The organism is Microbacterium tumbae, from assembly GCF_054780175.1.
Genome location: NZ_BAAGWV010000001.1, coordinates 314,340 through 340,749 on the forward strand (window position 1 = coordinate 314,340; position 26,410 = coordinate 340,749).

The window sequence follows — 26,410 nt, forward strand, 5'->3', positions numbered from 1 at the left end:
CGAACGGGGGGGGGAAGCTCACCCGCTCAACGAGGGGGGACTCCGCCCGCTCAGCGAACGGCGGAAGCCTGGCGCGCCAACTCCGCGCCCGCGGCCCGCAGCCACCGGGCGGCATCCGCCTGCGCGGCATCCGCGGAGCCCGCCAGCTCGGTCAGCGAGACGGATGCCGCGAAGGCTGCGGTGTCGGCGTCGGACGTGATGCGGCCGGCCACGAGCATCGCCGTCGTGCCGGCATCCGCCGCCGTCTCCGCGACGAACGAGGGCACCTTGCCGTCATTGGACTGCCCGTCGAAGGACCCCTCGCCGGTGACGACGACGTCCGCATCGACGATCGCGGCCGCAAGATCGAGGAGCTCGGCGACGGCTCCCGCGCCGGGGGTCAGCGTCGCGCCCCAGGCGACCAGAGCACCCCCCACACCGCCGGCCGCCCCGGCGCCGGGATGCGCGGGGTCGAGCTCGAGCAGACCGGCGAGCCGGCCCAGCGCGGCATCCACGGTCCTGATGTCGCGACCGGCCGTCAGTCCCTTCTGCGGACCGAAGACGGCGGCCGCCCCACGCTCGCCGCAGAGCGGGTTCGTGACGTCGGTCAGCACCCGCACCTCCGGCGCCCCCCAGAGCCCCGCGGTGTCGACGGCGTCCACCGCGCAGAGTCCGGCCGCTCCCGGAGCGACCTGCGCTCCTTCGCGATCGAGGAAGCGGGCGCCGAGAGCGGTGAGCAGTCCGATGCCGCCGTCCGTCGAGGCGCTCGATCCGATCCCGAGCACGAGACGCGACACGCCGTGGTCGAGCGCGGCGGCGATGGCCTGCCCGAAGCCGGTGCTGTCGGCATCCCATGGCCGCAGCTCGTCGAGCAGTTCGATCCCCGAGGTCGAGGCGAGATCGACCACGGCGGTGCCGTGCGGCGCATCGGGCGCCGGAGGCAGCAGCAGCCAATGGGTCTCGACAGGCTGTCCCGCCGGACCGTCCACCACGACCGGCATGCGCACGGCGCCCTGGATCGCCGCGGCGAAGGCCGCCACCGTCCCCTCCCCGCCGTCGGCCATGGGCCGCAGCACGACCTCGGCATCGGGCTCCATCTCCAGCCAGCCGGCGGCGACCGCCTCTGCGGCATCCGCAGCGGTGATGGATCCCTTGAAGCTGTCCGGTGCGACGACGATCCTGGTCATGGTGTGCTCTCCCTGACGACGACCTCGAGCTCCAGCGGGGTCTGCGACCAGTCCTCGTCGACCGTCGCGCGGAACGCCTGATAGCCGACCTCGACCAGCGGCACGTGCACGGTGGTGAGCGACGGCGTGACGTCGAGGCTGGCGGGGACATCGTCGAAGCCGCACACCGCGATGTCCGCTCCGACCGAGCGGCCGGCATCCCTGATCGCGGCCATCGCGCCGATCGCGACGACATCGCTCATCCCGAAGACGATCGTGCCCTCGTCGATGCCGTCAGCCAGCGCCTGCGCCATGGCGGTGGCGCCCGACTCCCGCTCGAACCCGGCGCGATAGACCCGCTCCACCGCCCCGCCGGCGGAGGTGAAGCCCGCGGTGAAGCCCGCGACCCGGTCGTCGGAGGTGCGGATGCCTTCGCGCGCGGCGAGGACGATCGCACGCCGGTATCCGCGCAACGCCATCGCCTCGCCCAGCATCCGGCTGCCGCCGAGGTTGTCGATCTGCACGACACGCTCGTCCGCGATGCCCTCGCCGAACGACACCACGCGCCCGCCGAGCCGCGAGAAGGCCTCGACCTCGGAGCGCATCGCATCGACCTCGCCACCGCGGGACGCCACCAGGATGAGTCCCTGCGGGCGCTGGCCGCGGAGGGTCCTGACGAGGCGCAGCTCGCGCTCGGGGTCGCGCTCGGTCACGGCGATCGTCACGATGAGGCCCTGCTCATCGGCTCCGCGGGCGACACCGGACGACACCAGCCCGAAGTACGGGTCGGCGATGTCGGCGACGAGCAGCGCGATCACCGGGCTGGTGCCGCGCACCGTGGCCTGAGCGAGGATGTTGGTCGTGTAGCCGAGCGCCTCGGCCGCGAGGCGCACGCGCTCGCGGTTCTCGTCCTTGACGTTGCGGGCAGAGCCGTTCAGAGCGCGGGATGCCGTCGCCAGCGAGACGCCGGCCTCCCTGGCGACATCGTGCAGAGTGGGCGTGGCGCCTCGTCCTGGGCGCGCCGCTGCTCTGCCCTGAACGGAGTTCATGACAGTGAGCCTAGGGCTTCCGGGGTCCGAATCGCGCAAATGGGTGCGTTCCGGCCCGGGGAGGGACCAATCGCGCGATTCGAACGGGTCACGGCAGGTGCGGGCCGACGACGGCGTCGAAAGCGGCGGCGGTGCGGCGCACCGCCTCCAAAGGCGCGGTGGCCCAGACGTCCTCGTTGAAGATCTCCACCTCGATGTCGCCGGTGTAGCCGGCATCCACGACCGCGCGCGTCAGCGAGCCGAAGTCGATGACGCCCTCGCCGGGGTAGTGCCTGCTCAGCAGCACGTCGGCGGCCAGCGGCGTCTTCCAGTCGCACACCTGATAGGTCGCGATGCGCCCTTCGCGTCCTGCACGTGCGATCTGGTCGAGCACCTGCGGATCCCAGAAGATGTGGAAGGTGTCGACGGTCGCGCCGACCACGGCGGGGTCGAAGTCCGCCGCGATGTCGAGCGCCTGGCCGAGCGTCGAGACGACGCAGCGGTCGGACACGTACATCGGATGCAGGGGCTCGATCGCGAGCGTGACCCCGGCGGCGGCGGCGTCGGGGACGAGCTCGCCGATCGCGTCGCGCACCCGCTCCCGGGCGCCGGCGAGATCGCGAGATCCCTCCGGAAGGCCCCCGGCGACGAGGACGAGGATCGCGGTCGAGCCCTCGGCCCCCGCGGCGGCGAGCGTCGCGGTCTCCTCGATCGCCCGCCGGTTGTCGTCGAGCGCCGCGGTGCGCGCCGGACCATCCAGGGTGAAGAACCCGCCACGGCAGTGCGTGGTGAACCGCAGCCCGGAGTCGGTCAGCAGGGCGGCCGCCGTCTCCAGCCCGACCTCGTTCACGGGCTCGCGCCAGGTGCCGATCGCCTCGACGCCGCCGTCGGCGGTCGCCTGCAGCGCCTCGGCGAGGCTCGCGTACTTGATCGTGGCCTGATTGAGGGACAGCCTCGGATGCGTCATGCCGCCGCCCCCTTCGCGAGTTTCGGATGGCGGGAGATCCCCCGGATGGCTGAGGATCCGTCGGCGAGTCGTCCGACATCCGGGCTTTCGCCCGCCATCCGTGCGGCCGATGGCGTCCGTTGCACGTCCACGGTCATGCGTCCACTCCGTTCAGGCGCAGCATCCCGTGCCAGCGCTCGCGGGCGAGCTCGGGCTTCTCGAGCGCGAGCGAGGCGTTCGCAAGCTCGACGATGCGGCTGAGGTGCGGGAGGCTCCGCGCGGAGTGGAGGCCGCCCACCATCTGGAACGCCGGCTGATGGCCGTTGAGCCAGGCGAGGAACGCCACGCCCGTCTTGTAATAGAAGGTGGGCGCGGCGAACACCTGGCGACTGAGCGCCTCGGTCGGGCCCAGGATGCGCTGGTAGGCGGCTGCGTCTCCGGCATCCAGCGCCTGGATGGCCGCGGATGCGACCGGCGTGATCGCGGCGAACGCCCCGAGGAGGGCGTCGGAGTGCCCGTTGGCGCTCGTCGAACGGGTCGTGCCCTCCCCGCTGGCTCCCTCCCCGTTCGTGGAGCGAGCCGCGCCCTCCCCGCTCGTTGAGCGAGCCGAAGGCGAGTCGAGACGGGCCTCGGCGGATGCGCGTTTCGACTCGTCGCCGCGCTCCTCGCTCAACGAACGGGAGGAACCGCCGCGCCCCCCGCCCAACGAACGGGAGGAATCACCGCGCTCCTCGCTCAACGAACGGGAGGAATCACCGCGCCCCCCGATCGACGAACGGGAGGAATCGCTCTGTCCCTCGATCGACGAACGGGGAGCACCGATCGAATCGCCCCCGATGAGTCCGACGTAGTTGAAGTCGTCGCCGGTGAACATGCGCACCCCCTCGGGGAGGCGGGCGCGCACCGAGACCTCGCTCTCGGCGTTCAGCAGGCTCATCTTCACACCGGCGACCTTGCCCGGGTTCTCCGCGATGATGTCCAGCAGGACGCCGGAGGCCGTCTGCCAGTCCGATGCTCCGAAGTAGCCCGCGAGCTCCGGGTCGAAGGCCGTGCCCAGCCAGTGCAGCACGACCGGGACCGTCGCCGACGACAGCACCGCGCGATACACCCGACGGTAGTCGTCGGCCGAGGTCGCGACCCGCGCGAGGTGACGGGATGCCATCAGCACGGGGCCGGCGCCCTGCTCCTCGGTGAAGTGCAGCTGCTCCTTGTAGGCGTCTGACACCTGGTCGAGCGAGATGTGCGTCTCGTCGACGTGATCGGTGTTGACGCCGACCACGACGGAGCCGCCCTCCTCACGGGCGACCTGGGCGCTGCGGGCGATGAGCTCCCGGGTGGCGGCGGCATCCAGACCCATGTTGCGCTGCGCGGTGTCCATGGCGTCGGCGACGCCGAGACCCCAGGAGTACACGTTGCGGCGGAACGCGAGCGTGGATTCCCAGTCGATGTCGGCCGGCCGCCCGGGGGTGTTGTCCCCCCAGACCGCCGGCACGACGTGCGCGGCCGCGTACGCGACGCGACTCTGCAGCGGCGACGTCGGGCGAGCGTATGCGCCGGAGTCGTTCAGCGCGGCATCCGACAGCGATCCGTCGGCAGCGAGCAGGCGAAGCGTCGACATCAGATCGACAGCTTCTCGATCGCGATCTTGCGTCCCTCGGCGCTGGAGGTCAGCCCCGCCTCGGCGAACTGCACGCCGCGCGCACCGGAGAGCAGATCGAACGCGTAGTCCGTGCCGAGCACGTAGGACTCCAGGTACTCCTCCCACTGCTGGCGGAAGCCGTTGAGGAACACGTCGTTCGTGGGAACCTGCTGCCAGTCGGCGTCGTAGTCGTGGGCGTCCTCGAGATCGGGGTTCCACACCGGCTTGGGCGTGGCGTTGCGGGGCTGGATCTTCGCGCCGAACAGACCGACCACGGCCGAGCCGTGCGTGCCGTCGACCTGGAACTCGACGAGCTCGTCGCGGTTCACCCGCACGGTCCAGGAGGAGTTGATCTCGGCGATGATCCCGCCGTCGAGCTCGAAGATGCCGTAGGCGGCGTCCTCGGCGGTGGCGTCGTAGTGCTCGCCCTTCTCGTCCCAGCGGTCGGCGATGTGCACCGCGGCCTGCGCGTAGACGCTCCTGACCTCCCCGAAGAGGTTCTCCAGCACGTAGTTCCAGTGCGGGAACATGTCGCTGATGATGCCGCCGCCGTCCTCGGTGCGGTAGTTCCAGCTGGGGCGCTGGGCGGGCTGCCAGTCGCCCTCGAACACCCAGTAGCCGAACTCGCCGCGGACGGAGAGGATGCGTCCGAAGAAGCCGGAGTCGATGAGGCGTTTGAGCTTCTGCAGGCCGGGCAGATAGAGCTTGTCGTGCACGACGCCGGTCTTCACGCCGGCATCCTTGGCGAGGCGCGCGAGCTCGAGCGCCTCTTCGAGCGACTCGGCGGTCGGCTTCTCGGTGTAGACGGCCTTGCCCGCGGCGATGGCCTTGCGAATGGCCGCCGCACGCGCCTTGGTCACGAGGAAGTCGGCGTAGATCTCCCACTGCGGATCGGCGAGCGCCTCATCGAGATCGGTCGTGTAGTCCTCGATCCCGTGGAGGGCCGCGAGCTCGGCGAGCTTCTGCTCGCTGCGGCCGACGAGGATCGGCTTCACGGTGACCTTCGTGCCGTCGGAGAGCTCGATGCCGCCCTGGTCGCGGATCGCGAGGATCGAGCGCACGAGGTGCTGGCGGTAGCCCATGCGCCCCGAGACGCCGTTCATGATGATCCCGATCTCGCGGGGTGTCGACTGTGACATTGCTGATCCGTTTCCGTGTTGCGGGAGGCGAGGCGAAGCGGAGTACAGGTAAACGCTTTCCGCTTGAAAGAACTCTGGCACGGGAAAGCGACTTCCGCAACTCCGAGAGGACGGCGAGGCCCTCGATGGCCGGTGCCGTCAGCGAGACCGCGACACCGCGCCTTCCCCGGCCTGCCGCGCCGCGGCCCGCCGGGCCGCGCTCAGTCCTCGGATGCCGGCTTCAGCAGCTCCTCCAGGAGCACGCGCATCGCGGCGACCGGATCCGTCCCGTCGGCGAGCCAGCGGATCTGGATGCCCTCCCAGCCGCTGATCACGAGGGCGGCGAGCTGATCGGCCGGCAGCACGGAGCGGATCCTGCCCAGCGCGCGATCATGCTCGATCAGCGCGGTGTACGACTGCGTCACCGCGGCATAGCGGGCGACGAGCCAGTCGTGCGCCTCATGCTCGGGATAGGTCGCCTCGGCGGCGACGATCGAGAACATCCGCACGAGCTCACGGCGTCCGAGATTGCGCTGCACGCTGCCCAGCACCATCGAGAGGAACCCGTCCCGGCGGGAGCGCTCCTCCGAGTCCGGCGCCGAGCGGTCCTCCTGCTCCAGCACGGCCGAGAGCAGCGCGGCCTTGGTCGGGAAGTGGTGCAGGACGGTGGTCAGGCCGAGGCCCAGGTCCTTGGCGATCTGCCGCATCGAACCGCCCCGGTAGCCGTGCGCGCCGAACACGGCCGTCGCCGAGGCGATGATCTCCGCACGACGCGACGCCGTCTTCGCGTAGGGTCCGCGGCGCGCGGGAGGGGCTCCGGCATCCGACATGCCTCACAGCGTACCCGGGCGCAAAAGCGTGCACGTGCACGGGTTCTGCCCTACAGTGTCCTTCGTGACGACGACATCGAAGAGACGGCGCTGGGTGCTGGGCGGATCCCTGGGCGCCGGGCGCCTGCGCTACGGCGCGGACTACAACCCGGAGCAGTGGCCGCGGGAGACGTGGCAGGAGGACATGCGCCTCATGCGCGAGGCGGGCGTGAACATCGTCTCGCTCGGGATCTTCTCTTGGGCGCACCTCGAGCCGCGGCCGGGCGAATGGGACTTCGCCTGGCTCGACGAGGTCATGGACCTCCTCCACGCGAACGGCATCGACGTCGACCTCGCCACCGCCACCGCATCCCCGCCGCCCTGGCTCACCGCGAAGCATCCGGAGGTGCTCCCGGTGACCGCCGACGGCACCGTGCTCTCCCCCGGAGGACGGCAGCACTGGCGCCCCACCTCGCCGATCTTCCGGGAGTACGCGCTGCGCCTCACGCGCACCATCGCCGAGCGCTACGCCGACCATCCCGCGCTGGTGGCCTGGCACATCTCGAACGAGCTCGGCTGCCACAACCTGTACGACTTCTCCGACGACGCCGCCCGCGCCTTCCGGAGCTGGCTGCAGGAGCGCTACCGGAGCCTCGACGCCCTCAACGACGCCTGGGGCACCGCGTTCTGGTCTCAGCGCTACAGCGACTGGGACGAGATCCTGCCGCCCCGGGTCGCGGCGGCGCAGCGCAATCCCGGGCAGCAGCTCGACTTCCAGCGCTTCAGCTCGGATGCCGTGCGCGATCACCTGCGCGCGGAGGCCGCGGTCCTGGCCGAGGCGACGCCCGGCGTGCCGCGCACGACGAACTTCATGGTCGCCAGCAACGTCCGCGACATCGACTACATCACCTGGGCGGACGATGTCGACTTCATCGCGAACGACCACTATCTGCTCGGCGGGGAGATCGGCCGGGACGACCTGTCTTTCTGGGCGAACCTCACCGGCGGCATCGCCGGCGGCGAGCCCTGGTTCCTCATGGAGCACGCCACGGGGGCTGTGAACTGGCGCGAGGTCAACCCGCCCAAGCGGCCGGGCGAGCTGATCCGCGACGCCCTCACGCACGTCGCCCACGGCGCGGACGCGGTCTGCTACTTCCAGTGGCGCCAGTCCCGGGCGGGAGGCGAGCGGTACCATTCCGCGATGGTCCCGCACGCCGGGGCGTCCAGCCGGATCTTCCGCGATGTCGTGACGCTCGGCGGCGAGCTCGACGCCCTCGCCGCGGTCACCGGATCACCGCGGGAGCGGGCGGCGGTCGCGATCCTGTTCGACTACGAGTCCTGGTGGGTGAGCGGGCGCGACTCCCACCCCACGACGAAGCTGCGCTACGAGGTCGAGGTGCGCGACTGGTATCGCGCACTGCTGGATGTCGGGGTGCGCGCGGACGTCCTGCCCGCACGCGCGGACCTGGACGGCTACGACGTCGTCGTCGCCCCGATGCTGCACGTCATGACGGATGCGCTGCGCGCACGCCTCGAGCAGGTCGTCGCGAGCGGGCGCCATCTGATCACCACGTACTTCTCCGGCATCGTCGACGAGAACGATCGCGTCTGGCTGGGCGGATATCCCGGCGCCCTCAGGGACCTGCTCGGGATCACCGTCGAGGAGTTCGCCCCGCTGATGGCCGAGGAGAGCGTCCGGCTCGAGTCCGGAGCCGAGGCCCAGGACTGGACGGAGTGGATCTCGCACATCGCCGACGATGTCGAGGTGCTGGACCGCTATGCGGAGGGCGATCTGGCGCACGCCCCGGCGGTGACCCGCCGGAGGACCGGAGCAGGCAGCGCCGTCTACGTCTCCGCCGACATCGGCCGCGACGGCATCCGTGCTCTCCTGCCGCGGCTGGAGATCCCCGCCCTCACCGCCGACCCGCTCAGCGCCGACGGCCGCGTCGAGGTGCGCGTGCGCGCCGGTGACACGGAGCGCTTCGTCTTCCTCGCGAATCGCACGGACGAGGCGGTGGACGTCCCGGCCACCGGCCGTGCCATCGGCACGCTCACCGCCCAGGACGGCGGGATCGTGCGCATCGAGCCGCGTTCGGTCGCGATCATCGCCGAGCCCCTGCCCGCGGATGCCTCGGATGCCTCGGATGCCTCGGATGCCGGTCTGGTCGTCGCGCGACTCTGAGGCCACGCCCGTCGAGATCAGGACATTCGCACCGGGTCAGGAGAGATGACCTGACATCCTCCCGACCCGGCGGCCTTCCCCCGATCCCGATCGTCCGTCGACAGGGCCCGGGCGTCGACAGGGACAGTCCGTCAACGAGGCGCTGCGTCGGCAGCGCCGGTGCGTCGGAGAGACGTATCAGAGGGAAGCGCGTGCGACGCTGGAGCGCTCCACGAGCACGGTCGGGATCACCTCCGGCTCCGCAGCCGCATCCCCTTCGATGGCCGCGACGAGCTCGGCGACCGCGCGATGCGCGAGTGCTTCGAAATCCTGGCGGATCGTGGTCAGCGGAGGACGGTAGTCCGCCGCGTCCGGAACGTCGTCGAAGCCGATGACGCTGACGTCCTCCGGGACGCTTCGTCCCGCCTCCGCGAGGCCCCGGAGGAGTCCGAGGGCCATCTGATCGTTGGCGCAGAAGACGGCCGACGCCTCCGCGAGCGCACCGGCGGCGCCATGACCGGATGCCGCCGACCAGTCGCCGCGCACCACGACAGGCGACAGGATCCCGGCGTCCGCCAGAGTCTCGCGCCAGCCGCGCTCACGCTCCGCAGCGGCGAAGGAGTCCTGCGGGCCTCCGAGATGATGCACCGTGCGGTGGCCGAGGGCGAGCAGGCGGGCGGTTGCGGCAGCCGCTCCTCCGGCGTGATCGCTGTGCACGGAGCGCAGGCCGGTCTCACCGGGCGCGTCGACGACGACGAGGCGCAGTCCCACCGGACGCTCGGATGCCGGAACGAGGGCGGATGCCTCGTTCAGCACGATCGCGCCGTCCACGCCCTGGTCGGCCAGCCGGCCGAACGCGCGCGTCACGCCCTCGGGCCCGGCCGCCGTGACGACGGTGAGCGCGTAGCCGCGCTCCTCCGCGGCCTCGGCGGTCGCCTGCAGCATCCGGGAGTTGCCCACGGTTGCGAGCGTCGTGACGACGAGGCCGATGGTCTGCGTGCGGCCGGTGCGCAGCGCCCTCGCCGCCGGGTGCGGGCGATAGCCAAGGTCGGCCATCGCCCGTTCGACCCGTGCACGCGTCTCCGGATCGACGCGCGGACTGTCGTTGACGACGCGGGAGACGGTCTGGCCCGACACGCCTGCTCGCGCAGCGACCTCCGCCATCGAGACGCGTCCCGATGCGGCGCGCGCACGGCGCGGGGCGCTCTCCTCGCTCATCGGCTTCCTTCCGTCCGCAACTCCTGCATGTTGACGTTATCATCGCCGACGCGATACCGTGTTTACGTGAACATGCAGGAATCAGAACTGACGGTGACCGCGCTCGGGGCCGGCGTCGTCAAGAGAGCCACCCGTCTCGCGGACGGCAGGGAGCTCTTCTACTACGACGATCCGGACACGACCCTCGGCTCGGAGCGGGCCGTCGACGCCCGCGCACTCGATCCCCGCCCGAACACGGCGACCATGCGCATGGACATCCTCACCGGCGATTGGATCACGGTCGCCGAGGGTCGGCAGAACCGCGTCATGATGCCGTCCGCCGATGCCGACCCGCTCGCACCGCAGACGCCGACGAACCCCTCGGAGGTCCCCTCGCACTACGACGTCGCCGTCTTCGAGAACCGCTCGCCCGCCTTCGGGCCCGCCCTGCCGGACGGCTTCGGCGGCGTGCCGGCCGCAGCGAACCCGCCCCGCGGAATCGACGACCTCGCCGCCCTCGGCCTGGAGCGCGCCCGCACCTCGGTGGGCCGCTGCGAGGTGGTCTGCTTCAGCCCCGAGCACACCGGCTCCTTCGGCAGCCAGAGCGTCACGAGAGCCAGGACCGTCATCGAGGCCTGGGCCGACCGCACCGCCGCGCTTTCCGAGCTGCCGGGCATCGAGCAGGTGTTCCCCTTCGAGAACCGCGGCGAGGCGATCGGCGTCACTTTGCCGCATCCGCACGGCCAGATCTACGCGTACCCCTATGTGACCCCCCGCACGAGCCGCGTCCTGGACAGCATCGACCGCACGGCGCCGGACCTGTTCGCCCGCATCCTGGAGTCCGAGCAGGGCTCGGAACGCGTCGTCCTGCAGGGAGAGCACTGGACGGCCTTCGTGCCGTTCGCCGCCCGCTGGCCTCTCGAGGTGCACGTCATGCCGCACCACCAGGTCGCCGATCTCTCCGAGACCTCGGATGCCGAGCGCGACGAGCTCGCACCGCTGTATCTGAGGCTGCTGCAGGGCGTCGACGCCCTGTACGAGACCCCGACGCCCTACATCGCCGCCTGGCATCAGGCGCCCGTGCACGTCGGCCGGGAGTCGGTGCGCTTGCACCTGCAGCTGACGAGCCCCCGACGCGCTGCGGACAAGCTGAAGTTCCTGGCCGGCAGCGAGTCCGCCATGTGGGCCTGGGCCGCCGAGGTCGCACCGGAGGACGGGGCCGCCCGCCTGCGCGATGCGATCGCACGAGCGGACGAGGCGTCCGCATGACCGCCACGACCACGCAGGATGCCGCCGGGACGCTCTTCGTCCGGCTCACCGGCCGCGATCCCCTGGGCCTCTGGTCGGCCCCGGGACGCGTGAACCTCATCGGCGAGCACACCGACTACAACGACGGCTTCGTGCTGCCGTTCGCGATCCCGCACCGCACCGTCGCAGCCGTCGGCATGCGCGACGACGACCGCATCCGCGTGACCTCCGCCTTCGACCCCGAACCGGTCGAGGTCGCCCTCGACGAGCTCGACCGGATCTTCCCCACGGCGACCGGCGCCGAACCGGCCGTCCCGGAATGGGCCGCCTATCCGCTGGGCGTCGCCTGGGCCCTGCAGCAGAGCGGGGCCAGAGCCGTCGGAGTCGACATCGCACTCGCCTCCGACGTGCCGATCGGCGCCGGGCTGTCCTCCTCGGCCGCGATCGAGGGAGCGACGGCATCCGCTCTCAACGACCTGTGGAACGCCGGTCTCGACGCTGTGCCCCTCGCACGCATCGGACGCCGTGCGGAGAACGAGGCCGTCGGGGCGCCCACCGGGATCATGGACCAGATGGCGTCCATGCTCGGGGCGCCCGATGCCGCCATCTTCCTGGACTGCCGCTCGCTCGAGACCCGGATCGTCCCTCTCGGCGTGGCGGAGGCCGGACTCGCGATCCTCGTGATGGACACGCGCGTCAAGCACGCGCACGCCACCGGCGGCTACGGCGAGCGGCGAGCGGCGTGCGAGCGCGGGGCCGCGATCATGGAGGTGCCCTCGCTGCGAGACGTGTCGGTCGGAGACCTCCCGCGCGCCGAGGAGCTGATGGACGACGTCACCTTCCGCAGGGTGCGTCACGTCGTGACCGAGAATCAGCGCGTGCTCGACACCGTCGCGACGCTGCGCGAGCGGGGTGCGCGCGCGATCGGCGATCTGCTCGTCGCCTCGCACGCCTCGATGCGCGACGACTTCGAGATCTCCGTGCCCGAGCTGGACACCGCGGTCGAGGCGGCTCTCGCGGCCGGGGCCATCGGCGCGCGGATGACGGGCGGAGGCTTCGGCGGAGCGGCGATCGCCCTGATCGAGGCGGATGCCGTTGACGCGGTCTCGGGCGCCGTGCGCGGCGCATTCTCCGCATCCGGATTCGTCGAGCCGCACCTCTTCACGGTGACGCCCTCCGCCGGCGCGCACCGCGACGCCTGATCCGCCCCCGTCCCGTCCGCCCCGCCCCTCGAGACTGCGACACCACGCCGAAACACCGGCGGATCGCCGCCGGCTCGGCGTGGTGTCGCAGTTTCGCGAAAGAATGGAAGAACGAGCCGCGTCGGCGGCAGGAGAGGAATGCATGTCCTGGATCGTCACCGGCGGCGCCGGCTATATCGGAGCGCACGTCGTGCGCGCACTCTCGGCCGCCGGCCTCCCGCCCGTCGTACTGGACGACGTGTCCAGCGGGCAGACCTCGTTCGTCCCCGACGGCGTCCCCTTCGTGAGGGGCACGATCCTCGACCGCCCGCTCGTGGAGCGGACTCTGCGCGAGCACGACGCGGAGGGCGTCATCCACGTCGCCGGCTTCAAGTACGCCGGCGTCTCTGTGCAGCGCCCGCTGCATACCTACGCGCAGAACGTCGAGGGCACGCGCGCCGTCCTCGAGGCGATGGAAGCGGCGGGCGTCGCCAACATCGTGTTCTCCTCGTCCGCGGCCGTGTTCGGCACGCCGGACGCCTCCCTCGTCGTGGAGGACACCGCGAAGAGGCCGGCCAGCCCCTACGGCGAGTCCAAGCTGATCGGCGAATGGCTGCTGCGCGATCAGGCGACCGCGACCGCGGCCTCCGACACGCCGCTGCGGCACACCTCGCTGCGGTACTTCAACGTCGTCGGGTCCGCCGATCCGGCGGTGTACGACGTCAGTCCGCACAACCTCTTCCCGATCGTCTTCGAGGCGCTCCTGGCCGGGAAGACGCCGAAGATCTTCGGCGACGACTACGACACCCCCGACGGCACGAACGTACGCGACTACGTGCACGTCGGCGACATCGCCGCAGCCCACGTCGCCGCCGCGAAGCGCCTGGCCGGCGGCGAGCCGATCGAGCCGGCCTACAACCTCGGCTCCGGCGACGGCCTGAGCGTACGGCAGATCATGGATGCGGTCGCCCGGGTGACCGGCATCGACTTCACCCCCGAGATCGGCCCCCGCCGCCCCGGCGACCCCGACCGGATCGTCGCAGCCGGCGATCTCGCCGCCCGCGACCTGGACTGGAAGATGCGCTACACGGTCGACGAGATGGTCCGCACCGGGTGGGAAGCGCGTCGCGCCGCCGACGCCTGACGCCCCGCGGGGGCTTCCGCCGCCCCGCGAGACCGCGTCGGCCCAGTGAGGCGTCCCCTCGCGAACGAGACCGAGTCAGGCAGAGGATGCTTCACGCCGCAGAGGACGCCTCGCCGGCGACGGCGCCGTAACAGTCAGCTCGCCTTCTTCTGCCGCCGGATGCGTTGGAGGATCGGCTCGGTGTAGCCGTTCGGCTGCCGCGCACCAGCGACGATGAGCTCGCGGGCGGCCTGGTACGCGAGGCCCGGACCGTCAGGACCGACGAGCTTCTCGTAGGCGGGGTCGGCGGCGTTCTGCTCGTCCACGACGGCCGACAGCCGCTGCAGGGCGTCGTCGACCTCCGCCTCGGAGATCACACCGTGCGTGAGCCAGTTCGCGAGCAGCTGGCTGGAGATCCGCAGCGTCGCACGGTCCTCCATCAGGGCGATGCCGTGGATGTCGGGCACCTTCGAGCATCCGATCCCCTGATCGACCCAGCGGACGACATAGCCGAGGATCGACTGCGCGGCGTTGTCGAGCTCGAACCGGCGCACCTCGTCGGGGATGGGGCCGACGGCGAGCGGCGGGATGAGGATGTCGTCGATCGGCACCCTCGGCTCTCGCGCCTTCTCCCGCTGGACCGCGAAGGCATCCACCCGGTGATAGTGCAGGGCGTGCAGGGCCGCCGCCGTCGGGGACGGCACCCAGGCCGTCGTCGCGCCGGAGCGGACGTGCGCGATCTTCTGCTCGAGCATGTCGTGCATGAGGTCGGGCATGGCCCACATGCCCTTGCCGATCTGCGCACGGCCGGCGAATCCCGACCGCAGCGCGACGTCGACGTTGCGCTGCTCGTACGCCGTCATGAACGGCTGCGAGCGCATCTCGCCCTTCGGGACGACCGGTCCGGCGTGCAGGGAGGTGTGGATGTCATCGCCTGTCCGGTCGAGGAACCCGGTGTTGACGAACACGATGCGCTCCGGGGCTGCCGCGATGCAGGTCTCGAGGTTGACCGTGGTGCGGCGCTCCTCGTCCATGATGCCGACCTTGATGGTGGCAGCGGTGAGACCGAGAAGCTCCTCGACGCGGCCGAACAGCTCCGCCGTGAAGGCGACCTCGGCCGGTCCGTGCATCTTCGGTTTGACGATGTAGAACGAACCGGTGCGGGAGTTGCTCCCTCTGCTCTCGCCGCGCAGGTCAGGCAGGGCGCCGAGTGCGGTCATCGCCGCATCGAGGATGCCCTCCGGAACCTCGCGACCTTCGGGATTGAGCACGGCATCCGTCGTCATCAGATGCCCGACGTTGCGCACGAGCAGGAGCGAGCGGCCGTGCAGCGTCAGCGGGGAGCCGTCGGGGGCGACGTACTCGCGATCGGGATTCATGGTGCGCAGGAAGCTGCGCCCGCCCTTGGTCACGGTCTCGGAGAGGGTTCCGCGCATGAGCTCGCGCCAGTTGCGATAGCCCAGCGTCTTGTCCTCGGCGTCCACGGCGGCGACCGAGTCCTCGAGGTCCATGATCGTCGTGACGGCGGACTCGAGCACGATGTCCTGGATGCCGGCGGCATCCGTGGCGCCGATGGCGCCGTCACGGTCGATCCGCACGTCGAGATGCAGGCCGTGGTGCACGAGAAGGATGCCGGTGGGCTCCTCGAGCGCGCCGGTGCTGCCGGCGAAGGCGGTCGCATCCCGCAGTCCGGTGCGCGCACCGGACGCCAGTTCGACCTCGAGCGCGCCGTCGCTCACGCGATAGGCGACCGCTTCGGCATGGGAGCCGGAGATCAGCGGCGCGGCCTCGTCGAGAAGCTCCCTGCCGCGGGCGATCACGGCTGCTCCTCGGACCGGGTTGTAGTCCGCCCCGCGCGCGAGATCTCCGCTCTCGTCGATCGCATCCGTGCCGTAGAGGGCGTCGTACAGCGAGCTCCAGCGGGCATTGGCCGCGTTCACGGCGAATCGGGCGTTCAGCAGCGGCACCACGAGCTGCGGCCCCGCCTGCGCGGCGATCTCGGCATCGACGTCCGCCGTCGTGATCTGCGCCTGGACCGGCGGCACGAGATAGCCGATCCCGGTGAGGAAGGACCGGTAGTCCACAGCGTCCGGGATCCCCGGGTTCGCCCTGTGGTAGTCGTCGATCGCGCTCTGCAGGCGGTCACGCTCGGCGAGAAGCTCGACGTTGCGGGGCGTCAGGTCCCGGAGGATGCCGGCGAGGCCGGCCCAGAAGACGTCGGCTTCGATCCCGGAGCCGGGCAGCGCCTCCTCCTCCACGAACGCGGCCAGGGGATCGGCGACCTGCAGACCGGCGCGGGATCGGTACTCGCTCATCGTCACGCCTCGATCTCGTCCGCGCCCAGCGCCGCCAGCGTGGCGGCGGCGATCACCGCGTCCTGGTCCGGAGTCCCGCCTGCGACTCCGAGCCCGCCGACGAAGACGCCGTCGAAGAAGAGCGGCACTCCGCCCTTGATGCCGGTGAGGATGCCGCCCGTGCCGTGTTCCAGGAGGGTCACGTTCTCCGGCGGGATCGCCGCCGAGGGCTTGCGGGTCGAAGCGGCGGTGCTCGCCTTGCGTCGGCTGGTCTCGACGCTGTGCGGCGGGGCGCCGTCCGCACGGCCGACCGCGACGAGGACGAGTCCGGGATCCATCACGGTGACGACCGCCTTGACCCCCGCATCCGCGGCATGATCGATGCCCAGGGCGACCGCGCGGGCGGCGGTCTCCCAGCTCACGGCGGGAACGGAACGGTACGTGCTCATCGTTTTCTCCAGTCGTCGGCGAACACAGCGCCGGGGTTGAGGATGTCGTCGGGATCGAGGGCGGCCTTGATGCGATGGTTGAGCTCCATCACGTCTTCACCGAGATATCCGGGCAGCCAGGCCTTCTTGAGCCGGCCGACGCCGTGCTCGCCGGTGATGGTGCCGCCGAGGGCGATGGCGAGGTCCATCACCTCGCCATAGGCGAGATCGGCGCGGGCCCGCTGATCGGCATCCGCCGGATCCAGCACGATCAGCGGATGCGTGTTGCCGTCGCCGGCATGGGCGATGACGGCGATGGTCACCTCGCGGTCGCGCGAGATCCGCGCGATCCCGGACACGAGGTCGCCAAGGCGGGGCAGCGGGACGCCGACGTCCTCCAGCAGCAGGGCGCCCTTCTTCTCGACGGCGGGGATCGCGATGCGCCGGGCCGTCACGAAGGCCTCGCCCTCGTCGGGATCGTCGGTGGCGTAGCACTCGGTGGCGCCGTTCGCCTCGCAGATCTCCTCGATGCGCGCCGCCTGCGCCTTCGCGTGCTCGCCCGGCTCGTCGGACTGGATCACGAGCATCCCCTCGGCGTCGCGGTCCAGGCCCATCCGCGTCTCGTCCTCGACGGCGTTGATCGTCGCACGGTCCATGAACTCCAGCATCGACGGGCGCATCTCCCGCGAGATGTCGAGCACAGTCTGCGTCGCCCCGGCGAGGGTCGGGAAGCTGGCCACCAGGGTCGTGGGCGGCAGCTGCGCGGGGATGAGGCGCAGGGTGATCTCGGTGATGACGCCCAGCGTCCCCTCGCTGCCCACGAAGAGCTTGGTGAGGGAGAGACCGGCGACGTCCTTGAGGCGGGGGCCGCCGAGCTTCACGGCGCGGCCGTCTGCGAGGACGACGGTCAGGCCCAGCACGTAGTCGGTCGTGACGCCGTACTTCACGCAGCACAGCCCGCCGGCGTTCGTGGCGACGTTCCCCCCGATCGAGCAGAACTCGTAGGAGGAGGGGTCCGGCGGGTACCAGAGACCGTGCGCGGCCGCCGCCTTCTTGACCTCGGCGTTGAAGGCGCCGGGCTGGACCACGGCCATCCTCGTTGACGGGTCGACCCGGATCTCCCGCATCCGGTCGAGGGAGACGATGACGGCGCCGTCGACGGCGGAGCTGCCGCCGGAGAGGCCGGAGCCCGCGCCGCGGGGGATCACGGGGATCTTCGCGGCGGCGGCCGCCCTGACCACCGCCTGGACGTCTTCGGTCGAGGTCGCCCGAACGACGGCGACGGGTGCGCCCGCGCCGGGGTCGTTCGCACGATCCCATCGATAGGCGTCCATAGATGCCGGGTCGGTGATGACCGAGCCGGCGGGGAGCGCGTCCGAGAGCGCATCGAGGAAGAGTGTCGTCATCGCACTGCCTCCGTCCTGATGGGGCGAGACCTCTGCCGAGAGTACCATCGAAACGAAAAAGTGTTTCCATTCAATAGAAAAACTGCTCCGAAAGGCGGCCCGCGCTTCCGCAGGCGACGACGCGATCGACGCGCCGAGCGCATGCGCTCCCCTCCGACGGAATGCGCCCGGTCGCTCTGCAGCCGAGGCACAGATCGGCATCGCATCTCCGGCACACGCTCTCCCACAGAGCGCGGAGGCACGCCCGCGGAGGGGAGGCGTCAGACGACGGGCAGGTCGCGCGTGCGGATCGGGTATAGCCAGAAGCACAGCCAGGCCAACGCCGTGAGCGCCATCGGGATCACGGCGAGCATGAGGCGGATGCCGCCGTCCACCGTGGCGGGCTGCGCGTCCTCCAGGGCGGCGTCGTAGCCCGCGGCGTTCAGCACCCAGGCCGCGACGAGCGCCTGGATCACGACCGAGCCGCGCACCACGAACCCGTTCACGCCGAAGTAGACGCCCTCCCGGCGCCGGCCGGTGCGGACGGCGTCCTCGTCGATGATCTGCGCCAGCACGACCTCGAGCAGCTGCAGCAGGCCGCCCACCCCGACTCCCACCCCGACGGCGACGAGCGCGGCGGCGAGGGTCCCGCTCGGCAGCAGGTAGCCGAGCACGGCGATCCCGAACGCCCCGACCGCCCACAGCAGAGCCGTGCGGGGGCTGGTGCGGCGCACGACACCGCTCCACAGGATGATGGCCGGGATCGCGGTCACGAAGGTCGCCCCCAGCAGCAGGCTTCCCTCGCCCTCCTCCGCGTGCAGCGAGTAGCGGACGTAGAACGGGGTCGCGGCGAGGATCACGGCGATCGCGGACTGCACGAACAGCGACCCGAGCACATAGGGGACGAAGGCGCGGTTGCCGAAGGTGTAGCGCAGCTGGGCCCCCCAGGTCATCTCCTCCGCGTTCTCTGCGGGCTCGCCCGTCCGCTCGACCATGCCGCCGGCGAAGGACCACGCCAGCATCACGAGGCAGACGAATCCGAGGGCGATGGCCATGCCGGGCCAGCCGATGCCGCCGTAGAGCAGCGGCGCCCCCGCCGTGCCGAGCACCATGCCGACGATCGCGAAGATCTGTCGCGGGACGTTGCCCCTGGCGCGCTCCTCGGTGGTCCGGAAGATCTCGGGGAACAGCGCCGAGATGTTCAGCACCACGACGACGTAGGCGACGTCGTACACCGCGACGACGATGAGGAACCAGGCGATCAGCCCGCCGACGGGGAGCGCCGGCGGCATCCACACCAGCGCGAAGGCGACCACGAGGGGCACGATCCCGACGCCGATCCAGGGGATGCGCCGCCCCCACGGCGTGCGGATGCGGTCGGACAGCGCGCCGACGATCGGGTTCAGCACCGCGTTCAGGATGCCGTGCGCGATCATCGCCGCGGCGATCCAGGACGCGTCGACACCGAGATGGTCGACGTAGAAGTAGACGACGAAAGCCGAGAAGGTCTGCGCCATCAGCTGGGCGGGGAACCCCGAGGCGCCGAAGGCGACGGTCTGCGCCCTGCTCGGAGCCGAGGCGAGGCGACGGTCTCGGATGCGGGTGACCAGACTCATCGCGTGCTCTCCTCGGGTCAGCGGCTCCCGCCGCGCTGGACGTCGCGCAGGGCACGCCAGCCGACGCGGACGAGTCCCTCCTCGGCGATCGTAGCGGCGACGAGCGGATCGGTGAGCAACCGCCGTTCGTAGCCCCTCTTCGCCGCGCTGAAGTCGACGGCGGCACGGAGCTCGGCGTCGTCCGCCATGGGATGCAGGTAGATCTCCGTGACCCCGGCGGGGACGGCCCGGAGCAGAGCCAGGAACGCTTCGCGCATCTGCTCGTACGTCTCCTCCGCCGCGGTGCCCTCCTCGCCGAGCGGGAAGGGATGCGTCCACAGCCGGTCGAGGATCACCACGCCCGCGGCGTCCGCCGCCGCCGTCATCCGATCCAGGACCGGCTGCAGAGCGTCGTCGATGCCGGAGCCGTCGACGACGCGGGGCAGGCGGAACGGCAGACCGTTCGCGGCCGCGAGGGCGAACACCTCGCCGAGGAAGTCCCGTCCGGCCTCCAGGCCGTATACCGATCCCATGTGGTTGTCGAGATGGGTGACGTCGGCGCCCGCGGCGAGCGCCGCCTCGAGCTGCGCAGCGAGCTCGGCGGCGACGTCCGCAGCGTCAGCCTGCTGCTCGACGGCGAGACTCGTCGTCGGGAAGAAGCCGTCGTCGTCGACGAGGGAGGAGCGGATGCCGGTGAGCGGCCGCCAGCGATAGCGGGTCCACTCGCTCGTGAGCACGAGATGCACCCCGATGTCGAGATGGCGGTGCGCGCGGGCGAAGGCGAGCGCCTCCGGCGCCCACGGGCACGGCACCATCAGTGTCGTGGAGTCCAGGTGCCCGGAGACGAGGAGCTCCGTGACGGCCGTGTTCGCCGCGTGGCACATGCCGAAGTCGTCGGCGTTGAGGATGATCGCCCTCGCGTCGGCGGGGAGCCCGAGACGCGCGACGAGGTCGGACGGTGCGGTCATGGGAGCCTTCCCTCGGGGGTGGCGAGGATCTCGTGGAAGAGCGTCTCGCGGAGCACGGCGGTGGCCTCGCCGATCGCGCCGATGATGGTGGCCTCCTTGCCGAAGGCGGACACGCGGAAGACGATCGGCAGCAGATGCGCGTAGGCCTCGGCGGCGCGGTGCACGGCGTCGACGAGCGCGGGGTGGGCGGCGTCGCCGGCGAGGATGAAGGCGGCGGGGTCCAGCACGAGGGTGACGCTCCCGGCGATGAGCACGATGCGGTTCGCCATCTCCGCGACCATCCGCTGCGCGGCGGGGTCGCCGTCCGCGGCGGCGTCCAGATGCGCCACCGTGCTCAGCGAGGGATCCCGCCCCTGCGTCAGGGCGAGGTCGGCGACCACGAGATCGTTCAGCACCGGAGCCCCGACCGGAAGCGGCGTCTGCGGAAGGTACTGGACCTCGCCGGCGATGCCGGAGGCGCCGCGGTGAAGCATCCCGTCGAGGACGATGCCCGCGCCGAATCCGTCGTCCAGCGCGAGGAGGGCGAAGCTGTCGAGCCCTGCGGCGGTCTCGCCGCTGAGCTCGGCGACGGCGGCGAGGTTGACGTCGTTCTCGAGTCGGACCTCGCAGCCCAGCGCTGCGGACAGCGCCGAGCGGAAGGCGCCGCCGTCAGGGCCGGCGTCGTCGCGGATGGATCCGTCGCGCGAGACGATGCCAGGAACGCCGACGACCGCGGCGCGCAGGGGGGCGCGCGCCGCGGTCAGCAATGCCGAGATGAGGCCGACGATGCGGCCGACCCGGTCGTCCAGATCCTCCGCGGGGGCGAAGGAGTCCTGCCGCTCGGCTCGAACGGCTCCGGTCGAGTCCACGACGGCGATGTGCACCGAATGATGATCGATGTGCACCGCGGCCGCGCATCCGAGCGACGGTTCGAGCGAGACCCGGGTCGCCGCCGGTCCGTGCGTCGCACGGTCCACCCCAGCGGACGCCACGGCCTCCCCAGCCTCGAGCATCCTGAGGACCTGCGTCACAGCGGTCCGAGACAACCCGGTCTCACCCATCAACTCCGCGCGAGTCAGGGGCCCGCGGCGTGCCAGCGCTTCCAGGATCGCTCTCGCGTTCAAGGTCCGCAGCAGGGTCTGCGGACCGGCTGGAGGTCGTGTCACGTCGCTTCCTCGTGCATCGTCTGGGCTCAGTATGACACAAAATGTCGTACTTCTCGACACATTGTGTCACACTCGGTCGCGATCAGCCCTCCGCGCCTCCTGGCGCGTCGCGCGCATCGAGGGCGACCAGCGCTTCGGCCACCTCCGAGCGCAACGCGGCACGCTCGGCATCCGGGAGCCAGGACGACTCCACCGCACGCAGCGCCATCGCGCTCAGCTGCGCGCGGGTCGCGCCGATCCGGTCGTTGAGGATGCCGTACTCCGCCGAGAGCGTCGTCGGGAACATCCCGGGATCGTCCGAGCAGGGGACGACGCCGAGGCCGGCGTCGAGCATGGCGCGGATGGACGCCCGTCGCCACGGTCGCCAGGAACGCCGGGAAGTGGTCGACCCGACCGTGAAGGTGACGTCCTCGTCGCGGACACGGGCGACGACCTCCGGATCCTCGAGGACGTAGTAGCCGTGATCGATCCGGTCGCAGCCGAGCAGATCGAGGCAGGTGAGGGTGTTCTGCGCGCTCGGCGCGTGCTCCGAGGAGTGCGCGGTGCGCCTCAGCCCCGCCTCGCCGGCCAGCCGGTAGGCCTCGGCGAACCGCTCGGGCGGACCCGCCGTCTCCAGGTTGTCCAGCCCGATCCCCGCCACGTACTCGTTCGGGTTGTCCACGACCTCGCGCACCCGCTCGAGCGCCTCCTCGCCGCTGCGGGAGCGGTCGATGCCCTTGATCATCCGCCCCGTCATGCCGAAGTCGCGCTCCGCGAGCCGGATGCCCTCCGCATAGGCCTCGACGCTGCCCGTGTATCCCAGCGCGGCGAGATGCGCGGGCACGTCGTCGAAGAACAGCTCGAGATGACACACGTTGCTCTCGCGATGCGCGTCCTCGAACGCCTCGTAGACGATGCGCGTGAGGTCGTCGGCGTCCCGCAGCGCCTCGACGACCCATCGGGACGCCTGGAACAGCGAGTATGAGACCTCCGGCTCGTCCGCCGACCGCCCCTGCGGCACCGGGATGACCGTATTCCGGTACAGAGCGGGGTCCGGGGGGAGCGAGTTGATGTCGGCGAAGATCCGCTCCGGCTCGTCCGGGAGCTCGAGCCCCGAACGACGGGCGAGCTCGGCGAAGGTGGATGCGCGCACGGTGCCGATCAGGTGGCAGTGCAGGTCGACCTTCGGGAGGTCGCGGATCCACTCGTCCGAGACCGCTGCGCTCACCGGGCCGTCACCTCGCGGGCGAAGCGATCCACCCACTCGCTGCGGGTCGGGACCAGCTCCGCGGGGTCGAGGGTGGCGTAGCCTGCGGCGATCGGGTCGTCGGCGATGTCCCCGACGACGGCGCGGATGTCCTCGGGGATCTCCGCGGCCGGGTTGACGGGCAGGTCGCCGACGAGGGCGGCGGACGCGGTCTGCGCCTCGACGCCGAGCAGATAGTCGATGAACTTCTCCGCGGCCTCGACGTTGGCCGCTCCGGTCGGGATCATCGCCCGGTTGGTGGCCATGTACGCGCCCTCCGACGGTGCGGTCCAGGCGACCGGCTCGCCGGAGGAGATGAGGTCGGTCGCGAAGCCGTTGAGCGAGTCGGCGGCGACGATCTCGCCCTGGGTGATGAGGTTGGTCACCTCGGTCGAGGAGCTGTAGAACTGCAGGATGCCCGGAGCCCACTCCCCCATCGTGCCGAACGCGGCGTCGACGTCGTACGGACCGTCGCCGAACGCGTCCGCCACTCCGCTGATCGTCAGCTGACCGGCCGTCACCGAGATGTCCGGCAGCGCGAGCTCGCCCGCATAGGCCGGATCGCCGTAGAGATCCCAGCTCGCGGCCTCCTCGGCGTCCAGCTCGTCGGTGCGGTACAGGGTGCCGTTGAGCTGATAGCTGTACGCCGGGCCGAAGTAGGCGTCCTCCGTGGCGAAGTCCGCGATCTGGTCGAGGTTCGCGATGGCGGAGTCATCGACCTGCTGGAACAGATCGTCCTCCTGGCCGAGAGCCGCGTAGTAGTCGCTGATGAGCATGACGTCGACGCCGGGGTCGACGCCGTCCGTGAGCTGCAGCTGCGAGAGGCGGTCGGCGTTGGACCCGGTGTCGACCTGGACCTCGATGCCGGTGGCCTCGGTGAACGGATCGATCACGGCCTCCTGCAGCTGCTCGACGCCGAACGGGAAGGTGCTCACCACGAGCACGTCGGAGGAGCCGGAGTCCGGGTCGGATGCCGGCGACGAGCAGCCGGCGATGACCGCGGCGGTCGCCGCGGCGCCCGCCGCGACGACGATGAGGCGAGAGGGACGGTTCAGCATGACAGGGTCCTTTCGGGGAGGATCATTCGACGAGGTCGACGAGGTGGGAGGCCGAGGCGGTCACGGTGACCGCCTCGCCGACGGCGAGCTGCGGCGCGCCGTCGGCGCGCACGTCGGAGAGAAGGGTGACCGGCCCGGATGCATCCCTGGCCTCGACCGTGATGAGCAGGTCGACGCCGCGGTAGGCGACATCCGTCACCGTGCCGGGCAGGGAGAGCGCGGCGGACCCGGCATCCGGCTCCTGCCGTACGGCGAGGTGCTCCGGACGCACCGTCACGAGTCCCGCGGCGGTCCGCACGAAGTTCTCGTATCCGAGGAAGTCCGCGACGAACCGGTTCGCCGGGGCGCCGAAGACCTCGGACGGCGCCCCCTGCTGCATGATCCGCCCCGAGCGCATGAGCACCATCTCGTCGCTCATCTCCAGCGCCTCGTCCTGATCGTGCGTGACGAGGACGACCGTGAGACCGGTCTCGTGCTGGATGCGGCGGATCTCGGCGCGCATCTGCACCCGCAGCCGCGCATCGAGGTTCGACAGCGGCTCGTCGAGCAGCAGCAGCCGGGGGCGGATCGCGATCGCCCTCGCGAGCGCGACGCGCTGCTGCTGACCGCCGGAGAGCGCACGCGGTTTGCGCTCAGCGAGATGCCCCAGCCCGACGAGCTCCAGGCTCTCCGCGACGCGGGCCTGACGCTCGGCTCTCGTGACGCCGCGCAGCTTGAGTCCATACCCGACGTTGTCGGCGACGGTCATGTGCGGGAACAGCGCGTACGACTGGAAGACCATCCCGAGCCCGCGCTTCTCCGGCGGGGCCGTCGTGGCGTCCTCGCCGTCGATGAGGATCCGTCCGCTGGTGGGCCTGGTGTAGCCCGCCAGCATCCGCAGCGTCGTCGTCTTGCCGCACCCCGAGGGTCCGAGGAGCGTCGTGAGCCGGCCGGCCGGGATGCTGAGGTCGATGTCGTCGACGGCGATGAAGTCGCCGAAGACCTGGCTGACCGAGAGGAACTGGGCTGCGGCGTTCATCTGCCTATGCCTCCGAAGATCTTGGCGAAGCCGACCGTCTTCTCCGCGATGACGGCGATGACGACGGTGGCGGCGAGGATGAGGGTCGAGGTGGCGGCGACCATGGGGTCGTAGCTCTGCTGCACGTAGTCGAGCATCGTCACCGGCAGGGTCTGTGTCGTGCGGCTCTGCAGGAGCAGCGACAGCGGTACGTTGTTGAACGAGGTGATGAAGCTCAGCAGGGCGGCGGAGAAGATGCCCGGTCGCAGGATCGGCAGCGTGATCGTCCAGAAGGCGCGCCACGGCGAGGCGCCGAGGCCCCGCGCCGCCTCCTCCAGCGCGGGGTCCGCGCCCGCGACCGCCGCACCGGTGACCCGCACCGCGTAGGGCAGGAGCAGAGCGGTGTGACCGATGAGCAGCACCGGCCAGTTGTCGATCCGGAAGGTCACGATCAGCTGCTGGAACAGCGCCAGCCCCACGACGAGCTCAGGGACGATCAGCGGAGAGAGGAAGAGCGCCTCGACCACGCCCTTGCCGGGGAGCCGGCCGCGGTGGATCGCCAGCGTCGCCGGCACGCCGACCAGCAGGGCCAGCACCGTCGCGAGCAGCGCGATCTCGGCGCTGGTGACGAGCGATCCCATGAACGGCTCGTACCCGAGCGCGGCGCCGAACCATTTCAGCGAGAGGCCCTCCGGCGGGAACTTCAGCGTCCTGCCGTCCGTGAACGCGACCGCGACGACGAAGAGGATCGGGACGATCATGACGATGTAGCCCGCGACGGCGAGCGCGGTCGCGACCGGTCGACGGGCGCTCATGCGGTCTCCCCCTTCCGCCCGACGAACGAGGAGACCGCGGAGACGGCGAAGACGAGGACGGTCATGATCAGCGCCGTCGCGGACGCGGCCGCCCAGTCGATGGTGACGCTGGAGTAGGAGAACAGCTGCGTCGACAGCATCCGGTTGCCGGAGCCGCCGAGCAGATAGGGGGTCGTGTAGGCGGTGACGGAGCCCGCGAAGACCAGCGTGGCCGCCACGACGATGCCCGGCAGCGAGAGCGGCACGACGATGTCCCAGAACGTGCGCGTGCGGTTCGCGCCGAGCCCTCGCGCCGCGTCGTCCAGGCCGGCGTCGACCTGCGACACCGCCGAATACGAGGTGATGATGGCCAGCGGGAGGAACAGCTGCGTGAGCCCGAGCACGATCGCCAGCGGCGTGTACAGCAGCTGCGGCGCCTCGTCGACGATGCCGAGCCCGGTCAGCAGCTGCCCGATGGCGCCGTTGGAGCCGAGCACCACGAGCCAGCCGAAGGTGCGCACGACGTTGCTCAGCAGGAGCGGGAAGATGGCGAGCGCGAGGAAGACCCCCGACCACTTCGACGTCGAACGGGCGAGGAGGTAGGCGATGGGGAAGCCGAGGATGACGCACACCGCCGTGACGATCAGTCCGAGGATCAGCGTGCGGCCGATGATCGCCAGATCGTAGGGATCGGTGAGCATCTGCCAGAGGCGGACGAAGATGTCCGCCGTCGCGGTGCGCGGCGGCGCGAGGAGCATCGCGAGCGAGGGGACGAGGAACCCGATCAGCAGGAACGCCAGACCGGGCAGCAGCAGAAGTGCTGGCGTGGCTCTGCTTCTCATGCGATCTCCTCGGGCGACTCGATCAGTGTAACCGGTTACAAATTGCCCTCGACACCAGAGCCTCGTTTGTTTACAAAGCTGAAA

Annotated in this window: 22 protein-coding genes; 4 read left to right on the forward strand and 18 right to left on the reverse strand. The window is 70.9% G+C overall.

Annotation, left to right across the window (positions count from 1 at the left end):
* Positions 1–50: 50 nt before the first annotated feature.
* From ACYVGQ_RS01485 to ACYVGQ_RS01510, 6 genes are all read right to left on the reverse strand, one after another.
* Positions 51–1,166, reverse strand: a complete 1,116-nt coding sequence (locus tag ACYVGQ_RS01485; RefSeq protein WP_460782722.1) for a glycerate kinase — start codon at positions 1,164–1,166, stop codon at positions 51–53.
* A complete protein-coding gene (locus ACYVGQ_RS01490) occupies positions 1,163–2,194 on the reverse strand; it encodes a LacI family DNA-binding transcriptional regulator (RefSeq protein WP_460782723.1) in 1,032 nt (343 codons plus the stop codon). Before ACYVGQ_RS01490 ends, ACYVGQ_RS01485 begins: the two co-directional genes overlap by 4 nt.
* 88 nt (positions 2,195–2,282) lie before the next feature.
* Positions 2,283–3,140 (reverse strand): sugar phosphate isomerase/epimerase family protein, encoded by an 858-nt coding sequence (locus ACYVGQ_RS01495; protein ID WP_460782725.1) that lies wholly within the window; start codon positions 3,138–3,140, stop codon positions 2,283–2,285.
* Between the two features lie 133 nt (positions 3,141–3,273).
* The gene (locus ACYVGQ_RS01500) at positions 3,274–4,737 is read right to left on the reverse strand and encodes a DUF993 family protein (RefSeq protein ID WP_460782726.1); all 1,464 of its coding nucleotides are present in this window, start codon (positions 4,735–4,737) and stop codon (positions 3,274–3,276) included.
* Positions 4,737–5,897, reverse strand: coding sequence for a Gfo/Idh/MocA family protein (locus ACYVGQ_RS01505; RefSeq protein ID WP_460782727.1), 1,161 nt, complete (start codon positions 5,895–5,897; stop codon positions 4,737–4,739). The genes ACYVGQ_RS01500 and ACYVGQ_RS01505 overlap by 1 nt, the downstream gene beginning before the upstream one ends.
* 200 nt (positions 5,898–6,097) lie before the next feature.
* Positions 6,098–6,706, reverse strand: a complete 609-nt coding sequence (locus ACYVGQ_RS01510) for a TetR/AcrR family transcriptional regulator (RefSeq protein WP_460782728.1) — start codon at positions 6,704–6,706, stop codon at positions 6,098–6,100.
* 64 nt (positions 6,707–6,770) lie between these two features.
* Between ACYVGQ_RS01510 and ACYVGQ_RS01515 the strand changes: the two genes are divergently transcribed.
* On the forward strand, positions 6,771–8,867 hold the full coding sequence (locus ACYVGQ_RS01515) for a beta-galactosidase (RefSeq protein ID WP_460782729.1): 2,097 nt from the start codon (positions 6,771–6,773) through the stop codon (positions 8,865–8,867).
* 177 nt (positions 8,868–9,044) lie between these two features.
* On the opposite strand, the gene ACYVGQ_RS01520 is transcribed toward ACYVGQ_RS01515, so the two are convergent.
* Positions 9,045–10,064, reverse strand: a complete 1,020-nt coding sequence (locus ACYVGQ_RS01520; RefSeq protein ID WP_460782730.1) for a LacI family DNA-binding transcriptional regulator — start codon at positions 10,062–10,064, stop codon at positions 9,045–9,047.
* A gap of 72 nt (positions 10,065–10,136) precedes the next feature.
* Here ACYVGQ_RS01520 and galT point away from each other — a divergent pair, with 72 nt between their 5' ends.
* The 3 genes from galT to galE all read left to right on the forward strand — a co-directional run bounded on the left by galT (position 10,137) and on the right by galE (position 13,616).
* Positions 10,137–11,312: a galactose-1-phosphate uridylyltransferase gene (gene galT / locus ACYVGQ_RS01525; RefSeq protein WP_460783907.1), complete on the forward strand. Its 1,176-nt coding sequence runs from the start codon at positions 10,137–10,139 to the stop codon at positions 11,310–11,312.
* Positions 11,309–12,493: a galactokinase gene (galK, locus tag ACYVGQ_RS01530; RefSeq protein WP_460782731.1), complete on the forward strand. Its 1,185-nt coding sequence runs from the start codon at positions 11,309–11,311 to the stop codon at positions 12,491–12,493. Before galT ends, galK begins: the two co-directional genes overlap by 4 nt.
* Before the next feature lie 142 nt (positions 12,494–12,635).
* Positions 12,636–13,616, forward strand: coding sequence for a UDP-glucose 4-epimerase GalE (galE, locus tag ACYVGQ_RS01535; RefSeq protein WP_460782732.1), 981 nt, complete (start codon positions 12,636–12,638; stop codon positions 13,614–13,616).
* A 134-nt stretch (positions 13,617–13,750) separates the two neighbouring features.
* On the opposite strand, the gene ACYVGQ_RS01540 is transcribed toward galE, so the two are convergent.
* From ACYVGQ_RS01540 to ACYVGQ_RS01590, 11 genes are all read right to left on the reverse strand, one after another.
* Positions 13,751–15,910 (reverse strand): malate synthase G, encoded by a 2,160-nt coding sequence (locus ACYVGQ_RS01540; protein ID WP_460782733.1) that lies wholly within the window; start codon positions 15,908–15,910, stop codon positions 13,751–13,753.
* Positions 15,911–15,912: 2 nt separating this feature from the next.
* Positions 15,913–16,338: a GlcG/HbpS family heme-binding protein gene (locus ACYVGQ_RS01545; RefSeq protein WP_460782734.1), complete on the reverse strand. Its 426-nt coding sequence runs from the start codon at positions 16,336–16,338 to the stop codon at positions 15,913–15,915.
* Entirely contained in the window at positions 16,335–17,723 is a 1,389-nt protein-coding gene (locus ACYVGQ_RS01550) for an FAD-binding oxidoreductase (protein ID WP_460782735.1), read from the reverse strand. Before ACYVGQ_RS01550 ends, ACYVGQ_RS01545 begins: the two co-directional genes overlap by 4 nt.
* 260 nt (positions 17,724–17,983) lie before the next feature.
* Positions 17,984–19,318: an MFS transporter gene (locus tag ACYVGQ_RS01555; RefSeq protein ID WP_460782736.1), complete on the reverse strand. Its 1,335-nt coding sequence runs from the start codon at positions 19,316–19,318 to the stop codon at positions 17,984–17,986.
* Between the two features lie 17 nt (positions 19,319–19,335).
* Entirely contained in the window at positions 19,336–20,265 is a 930-nt protein-coding gene (locus tag ACYVGQ_RS01560; protein WP_460782737.1) for a polysaccharide deacetylase family protein, read from the reverse strand.
* Entirely contained in the window at positions 20,262–21,470 is a 1,209-nt protein-coding gene (locus ACYVGQ_RS01565) for an ROK family transcriptional regulator (RefSeq protein ID WP_460782738.1), read from the reverse strand. The genes ACYVGQ_RS01560 and ACYVGQ_RS01565 overlap by 4 nt, the downstream gene beginning before the upstream one ends.
* A 22-nt stretch (positions 21,471–21,492) precedes the next feature.
* A complete protein-coding gene (locus ACYVGQ_RS01570; protein WP_460782739.1) occupies positions 21,493–22,617 on the reverse strand; it encodes an adenosine deaminase family protein in 1,125 nt (374 codons plus the stop codon).
* Complete coding sequence (locus ACYVGQ_RS01575) at positions 22,614–23,693, reverse strand: extracellular solute-binding protein (protein WP_460782740.1); 1,080 nt, start codon at positions 23,691–23,693, stop codon at positions 22,614–22,616. The genes ACYVGQ_RS01570 and ACYVGQ_RS01575 overlap by 4 nt, the downstream gene beginning before the upstream one ends.
* A gap of 22 nt (positions 23,694–23,715) precedes the next feature.
* Positions 23,716–24,711 carry an ABC transporter ATP-binding protein gene (locus ACYVGQ_RS01580; RefSeq protein WP_460782741.1) on the reverse strand — a complete coding sequence of 332 codons (996 nt, stop codon included), beginning with the start codon at positions 24,709–24,711 and terminating at the stop codon, positions 23,716–23,718.
* The gene (locus ACYVGQ_RS01585) at positions 24,708–25,505 is read right to left on the reverse strand and encodes an ABC transporter permease (RefSeq protein ID WP_460782743.1); all 798 of its coding nucleotides are present in this window, start codon (positions 25,503–25,505) and stop codon (positions 24,708–24,710) included. The genes ACYVGQ_RS01580 and ACYVGQ_RS01585 overlap by 4 nt, the downstream gene beginning before the upstream one ends.
* Positions 25,502–26,326 (reverse strand): ABC transporter permease, encoded by an 825-nt coding sequence (locus ACYVGQ_RS01590; protein WP_460782744.1) that lies wholly within the window; start codon positions 26,324–26,326, stop codon positions 25,502–25,504. Before ACYVGQ_RS01590 ends, ACYVGQ_RS01585 begins: the two co-directional genes overlap by 4 nt.
* Between the last annotated feature and the right edge of the window lie 84 nt (positions 26,327–26,410).